The organism is Thermus tenuipuniceus, assembly GCF_002964845.1.
Lineage (GTDB): Bacteria > Deinococcota > Deinococci > Deinococcales > Thermaceae > Thermus > Thermus tenuipuniceus.
Window position 1 is genome coordinate 1 of sequence record NZ_PRDA01000077.1, and the last position, 5898, is coordinate 5898.

The 5898-nt window shown below is 62.2% G+C and carries 7 protein-coding genes; 3 read left to right on the forward strand and 4 right to left on the reverse strand.

All coding sequences use genetic code 11. From position 1 onward, the window contains the following. The 3 genes from C2847_RS11930 to C2847_RS11940 form a co-directional block, all read left to right on the forward strand. On the forward strand, positions 1 to 732 hold a 732-nt coding region (locus tag C2847_RS11930), incomplete at its 5' end, for an NHL repeat-containing protein (protein WP_208619959.1). Positions 733 to 742: 10 nt separating this feature from the next. After that, a complete protein-coding gene (locus tag C2847_RS11935) occupies positions 743 to 1870 on the forward strand; it encodes a polysaccharide deacetylase family protein (protein WP_105318547.1) in 1128 nt (375 codons plus the stop codon). Further along, positions 1867 to 2871 carry a heparan-alpha-glucosaminide N-acetyltransferase domain-containing protein gene (locus C2847_RS11940; protein ID WP_105318548.1) on the forward strand — a complete coding sequence of 335 codons (1005 nt, stop codon included), beginning with the start codon at positions 1867 to 1869 and terminating at the stop codon, positions 2869 to 2871. The genes C2847_RS11935 and C2847_RS11940 overlap by 4 nt, the downstream gene beginning before the upstream one ends. Here the strand turns inward: C2847_RS11940 and C2847_RS11945 are convergent. The 4 genes from C2847_RS11945 to C2847_RS11960 form a co-directional block, all read right to left on the reverse strand. Then, positions 2868 to 3101 carry a Sec-independent protein translocase subunit TatA/TatB gene (locus C2847_RS11945; protein ID WP_105318549.1) on the reverse strand — a complete coding sequence of 78 codons (234 nt, stop codon included), beginning with the start codon at positions 3099 to 3101 and terminating at the stop codon, positions 2868 to 2870. The genes C2847_RS11940 and C2847_RS11945 overlap by 4 nt on opposite strands. Before the next feature lie 62 nt (positions 3102 to 3163). Next, positions 3164 to 4063, reverse strand: a complete 900-nt coding sequence (locus C2847_RS11950; protein WP_244187481.1) for a sensor histidine kinase — start codon at positions 4061 to 4063, stop codon at positions 3164 to 3166. A 384-nt stretch (positions 4064 to 4447) separates the two neighbouring features. Further along, entirely contained in the window at positions 4448 to 5104 is a 657-nt protein-coding gene (locus tag C2847_RS11955) for a response regulator transcription factor (protein ID WP_105318551.1), read from the reverse strand. A 10-nt stretch (positions 5105 to 5114) separates the two neighbouring features. Further along, positions 5115 to 5558, reverse strand: coding sequence for a phosphatase PAP2 family protein (locus C2847_RS11960; protein WP_244187483.1), 444 nt, complete (start codon positions 5556 to 5558; stop codon positions 5115 to 5117). Positions 5559 to 5898 lie beyond the last annotated feature (340 nt).

Consider the following 5898-nt stretch of genomic DNA (forward strand, 5'->3'; position numbering starts at 1 on the left):
GCCCCCGCCTGCGGGGGGAAGGGGGTGTTTATGCAGGGTATTCGGGAGGTGCAAGTTTTGAGCTACCCAGCGGGCCGGCTGCTTTGGCTCTACGGGCGGCCAGGTCATCCTGGAGCTGGCCTGGGACAGCTGAACAACCCCGATGACCTGGTGCCCTTGCCCTCCGGTCTGCTGGCCCTGGCGGACATCCGAAACTGCCGCGTTCTCCTTTTTAGCCGGGAAGGAAAACTACAGAAGGTCCTGGGCCGGACAGGGGTCTGCCGCAACGCCGATGGGTTTTTCAATAAGCCCAATGGTGCTTTCCCCTTGGGGAAGGACAGGCTTCTGGTCACGGAGATCGCTGGGCATGACCTGGCGGTGGTGGACCTACAGGGCCACCGACTTGCCACCATTTCCCTTCCTGTGCACTATCCTTCCGACGCCAATCTGACGCCCTGGGGCACGGTTTTGGTGGTGGACTGGTGGTCCCCAGGGGCCGTGGTGGAGGTGGACCTTAAGGGGCACCTCCACTGGCGCTATGCCCCTGAGGGGAAGGAGAAGCACCTCAACCATCCCTCGGTGGCCCTGGGCTTGAGGAATGGACTTGTGGTCCTTACCGACGACTGGCGACACCGGGTTCTGGTGGTGGATCGCAAGGAAAACCGGGTGGTCTTCCAGTACGGTAGGACCGACACTCCCGGCAGCGATCCGGGCTTCCTCCGGTATCCTGACGGCCTGGACCTTATCCGCTAGAGTGGAGATCATGCTGGCCTTACTTCTGGCTTTGGCCCCCTTACCTTTGGTGGAGGGGTATGCCCCACCGAAACCCCTGCCCCAGGAGCCCTTGCCCTCCTTGACCCTGCGGCTTCCCCAGGTGGTGAGGGCAAACTACCTGGGCAACGGTTATATGGAGGTGGGGTACGTCCTCCTTCAGGTCGCCCCTAGGGAAGCATCCCCTGCCAACCTTCTTCGCCTGGCCCAGGAGACGGTGAAGGGTGCCCTCGAGGCCCGGGTAAGCTTGGCCGAGGTGGATCTGGCCATCTACCCCGCTCCCTACGCGGGTCCAAAGGACCTCCCCCTCTTTACCGCCAGCGTGCCGAAGGCCCGCGCGCCCGAGTTTTTGGCTTTAAGGACGCCCCTCGGCTACGATCGCCTCTGGTTGAACCCCCGGATCCGTCAGGAGAAGCCCTTGGAGGCCATTCTGGAGGACCGCCCTCGGTATGAGGGCCCCGAGGCTTACCGGGCCAAGGAGAGGGCCGAGCAAATCCTTGCCAGCCGGGTAGGCCACCGGGGAGGTGTCCTCTACCACGGCAACCCTGGGCGTCCCTACGTGGCCCTTACCTTTGACGATGCTCCCCATCCCCTTTTTACCCCTCTCCTGCTGGATTTGCTCAAGCGGGAAGGGATTAAGGCCACCTTCTTCGTGATCGGGCGGAACGCCGAAGCCTATCCCTACTTCATCCGGGATCTGGTGGCGGCGGGGCACGAGCTGGGCAACCACACCTACCACCACGTCCGCCTTCCCGGGCTTGAGCCAGGCGAGATCCGGAGAGAGCTTCTCCTTTGCAACCAGGTCCTGGAACGCCTTACCGGGGTTTCTCCCCGCTACTTCCGCCCGCCTGGGGGCCGGTACGACCGCACGGTGCTCCAGGTGGCCCGGGACCTGGGCCTGACCACGGTTTTCTGGACCGATGATCCCGGGGACTATGCGGGGCTTTCCCTCCCCGTCCTGGAAAGGCGCCTCGAGGACCACCTCCGCCCGGGAGGCATCGTTCTTCTTCACGACAACGTGGCCAACACCCTTAAGGTCCTTCCTGTCTTCATCCGTAAGGCCCGGGCCCAGGGGCTCGCCTTGGGTACGGTGGAGGGCCTAGTACTAGCCCAGCGATGACGCTCTCGGCGCGGAGCCTGGCCCTGGATGCCTTTCGGGGGCTCACCGTGGCCCTCATGCTTTTCGTCAACAACCTTCCCCCGGGGGCACCCCCGTACTTGGAACACGGCCCCTTCGGCGGAAGCGTCTACCTCGCCGACCTGGTCTTCCCCTGGTACCTCCTGGCCATGGGGGCTGCTATCCCTTTTAGCCGCGCCAGCGCCCTAAGGAGGGGCGTGGCCGAGTGGCTCTACGAACTCCGTATCCTTCGCCGGGTGGTTCTTTTGTTCCTCCTAGGCCTGGGTCTCACCAACTTGCAGATGGGTCGGTGGGTCTTTGCCTTGGACGTCCTGCAGCTTCTGGCCCTAGCGTACTGGCTTGGAGCCTGGCTTTATGATCTTCCTCTCCTCCGCCGTACCCTCCTTGCCCTGTTCCTCATGGTCGCTTACGGGGCGGCCATTCTCCTGGTTCCCGTACCCGGAGTAGGGTCGGGGACCTTTGCCGAGGACCGGAACCTGCTCCTCCATCTGAACCGCACCTATCTGATGCCCTTGGGCTTAAGGGGGCTTCCTTCCGCCATACCCACGGGCGCCTTCGTCCTTTTGGCCACGGGCTTGGGGGAGGCCCTCATGGAAGGGCGAAGCCTCTGGCCGTGGGGGGTACTGGGCCTTGTTGGGGGACTAGTTTTCCTGCCCTTTCTCCCACCCGATAAGACCTACTGGACTCCCACCTACCTCCTCCCAACCCTGTTCTTGGGGGCTTTGACCCTGGAGGTCCTTAAGCGCCTGCCCCGGGGTATCCTCCGGCCCCTGCACCCGTTTGGGGCCAACCCCCTCTTGGCCTATGTCCTCCCCCTGGCCCTCAAGCTCACCTGGCTCCGGGGGTTTTGGAGCTTGCTCCTGGGAACCTTCTTGGCGCATGGGGGACCTGCTGGGGGATACCTTTTCACCCTCAGCTATATCCTGTTCTGGTGGCTGATCTTCTGGGTTCTGGACCGACTGGGGCTATACCTTCGCCTTTAGCCTCGAGGGGACCTTTCACCCTCGACCGGGGGTTTGGGCTGAGGAGCGTGGGGAACCGCTTGTGGATCCTCCTTCTCCGTTTTAGGTTCCTCGGCCAGGCCCTCCACGCTTTTCTTGAACTCCCGCACCGATTGCCCTAGGCCTCGGGCCAGCTCAGGCAACTTCCTCGGGCCAAACAGGAGAAGGGCTACCACCAGGATGGCCACCAACTGCGCTGGGCTGTCAATCATAGCCCTACCCTAGGCCGGGAAACTGAATCCCACCTGAAGCCCGCGCCTTTGCGGGGGAGAGCCTAAGCCTCGACAAGCGGGAGCGTGATGATCACCCGGGCACCCCTAGGGGTATTCTGGGCGCTGACGCTACCTCCATGCCACCGTACGATCGCGGCTACAATGGACAGGCCCAGACCGCTACCCTGAAGGCGGTGTTCCTCTTTAGCCTGGTAAAAACGCTGGAAAACGTAGGGCAAAGCCTCCTCGGGAAAACCAGGCCCTTCGTCCTCCACGGCCAACAGGGCGTATCCCCCTTGCCTTTGGAGAGAGAGGGTTACCCTGGCTCCCTGTGGGGAGAACTTGAGGGCGTTATCGAGGAGATTGCGCACCGCCATGGCCAGGGCTATCGGGTCTCCCCAAAGGATTAGGAGCTCCTGGGGTAGCTCCATCTCCAGCCTCACCCCCCTGGCGGCGAAGAGGGGAGAGATGTCCTCCACGGTCTCCTGCATTACGGCGCTAAGGTCTAGCCGCTCTCGCTTGAAGCCCTGGCCTGCTTCGGCCCTTGCCAAGTGCAGGAGGTCTTCCACCAATCGCAAAAGCTTTTGCCCTGCCTTTAAGGCCTGGGCTAAACGGGGTTCTAGGCGGGGGTCCCGGTTTTCCTCCCGGGCCTGTTCCAACCTCCCCAGAAGGACGGTGAGGGGGGTACGGAGTTCGTGCGCGGCGTCTTGAGTGAAGCGGCGTTCCCTTTCCAATGCCGACAACAGGGCGCTAAAAAGGGCGTTAAAGGCCTCAGCCAGGGTACGGAGCTCATCCTGGGAAGACGGCAAGGGGAGGGGTTCCCAAGTCTGGGTGTGGGCTCTAGTGTGGGCAGCCAGGGTAAGTTGGCGCACGGGTGCCAGGGCTCGGCCTACAAGGAGGTATCCCAGCAAACCGGTAAGCGTAAATGCCAGCGGACCAATCCAGAGCAGAACTCGGTCCATAGCCTCCAGGCTTTCCTGTATTCCCTCCAGGGGACGCCCGGCTAATAACACGCCACCCGGAAGTTTAAGCCCGCAAAAACGCCATGCTCTTTGGGAGAAGCATCCTTCCTGGGGGGATGAGGGGGGCGCAGGAGGCAGCTTCCCCAGGGTGCCCACGAGGTTTCCCTCACGGTAAAGCAGGATGGCCAAGTCTCCCGGGAGCTCCTTAAGAGCGGGGTCTTCCTCCCCAGGGTGCTCCAGGCGCAGGTGCCCGTTTTCCTCATTGACCAAGGGGCGGGCAAGGGCCAGGGCCTCGAGGAGGGAGCGATCTAGGTTGGACCGTAAGAGGGTGGCAAGTCCCTGACGGAGACCAAGTCCCGAGACTAGGAGCACGAAGCCTAAGGCTCATCCCACCAACCGGTAGCCCAAACCCCGACGGGTTTCGATGACATCCTCGGCGAGCTTTCGCCTGAGGCGGGAAATGTAGGCGTCAAGACTCCTCGGATCCACGCTTGCCTCGCCGGGCCAGAGATGCTCTAAAAGATCCTCCCGTTGAAAAAAGCGCCCGGGATTTAGGGCCAGGAACTCCATAAGCGACCACTCCTTGGAGGTGAGGGAAACTTCTTCGCCTAGCCAAAAAGCCCGTTTTGCCCATAGGTCCAGGCGTAGCCGGCCGATCACCACCTGGTTGGCCGCCTCACCAGCCGCCCGTCGCAGAAGGGCACGCACCCGGGCTCGCAGTTCCCGCAGGTGGAAGGGCTTCACCAGGTAGTCGTCTGCCCCGGCCTCCAGCCCCTCCACGCGGTCATCCACTCCATCCCGGGCAGTGAGGATCAGCACGGGCACACGGCTACCCCTCTGGCGCAGGTATTTTAGTACCCGTATACCGTCCTGCCGGGGTAAGCCAAGGTCCAGAACCAGGAGATCGTAGGGAAAAGCCTCTGCCAAACCTAGAGCTTCTTCCCCGTCGTGAGCCCAGTCCACCGCGTGAAGCTCCCCCTCGAGGGTTTCCTTTACCAAGGCTCCCACCTCTGGGTCGTCCTCCACGAGGAGAATCCGCATACCAACCCCCTTAGGACTTATTCGGTTGGAGCCAGACGAGAAGGGTCCAGAAGGTGGCTAAGGCCCATCCCGCCAGCACGTCCGAGGCATAGTGCACTTGGAGGTAGAGCCGTGAGATGCCTACCAAGAAGGCCCAGGGTAAGCCGAGGACCAAGACCCAAACGGCCTTATCGGGGAATCGGCGCCGAAGGAGAAAATATAGGCCTAACACCAAGGCCAGTGACGCCACGCTATGTCCGGAGGGGAAAATGAAATCGTGCTCTGGCGTGAGCTGGGGAAAGAGGTGAGGCCTTTCGCGGGCAAAGGCTAGCTTCCCCGCCTGGGTGAGAAGCACTGCTCCTCCGAAACCCAGGACAAACCGTGGCCAGGGCCAACGCCAGAGGTAGCCTCCCACCGCAAGGACCAATGCTAGTGGGCCGATAACCTTGGCCGAGGCGGACTGGGTTAAGGCCATGGCCAAGTGGTCCAAGGTGGGTGACCGCCACCGATGCAGCTGGTGCAGGATGGGCGTATCAAAGGGGAACCCTCCTTCTCGTAAACGTCCTCAGCCAAGGATAGGAACCCCAGAAGAGCGATAAGGGAAATCCCCCACGCCCAAACAAGCGCCAAGATGCCGGAAACTTGGAGGATGGGCCATCTGATTTTCACAGGTCCTCTCGGTCAGAATCCTGGCCTTGGGGCCGATCGGCCCCAAGGCCAGGATAAGTTTAAGGCTTATTCCTCACTTTTCTCAAAACTTGCACTTATCCACCCCCCGCATACCCATGCGCCAGGGGACCACTTGAAAAGGGCCG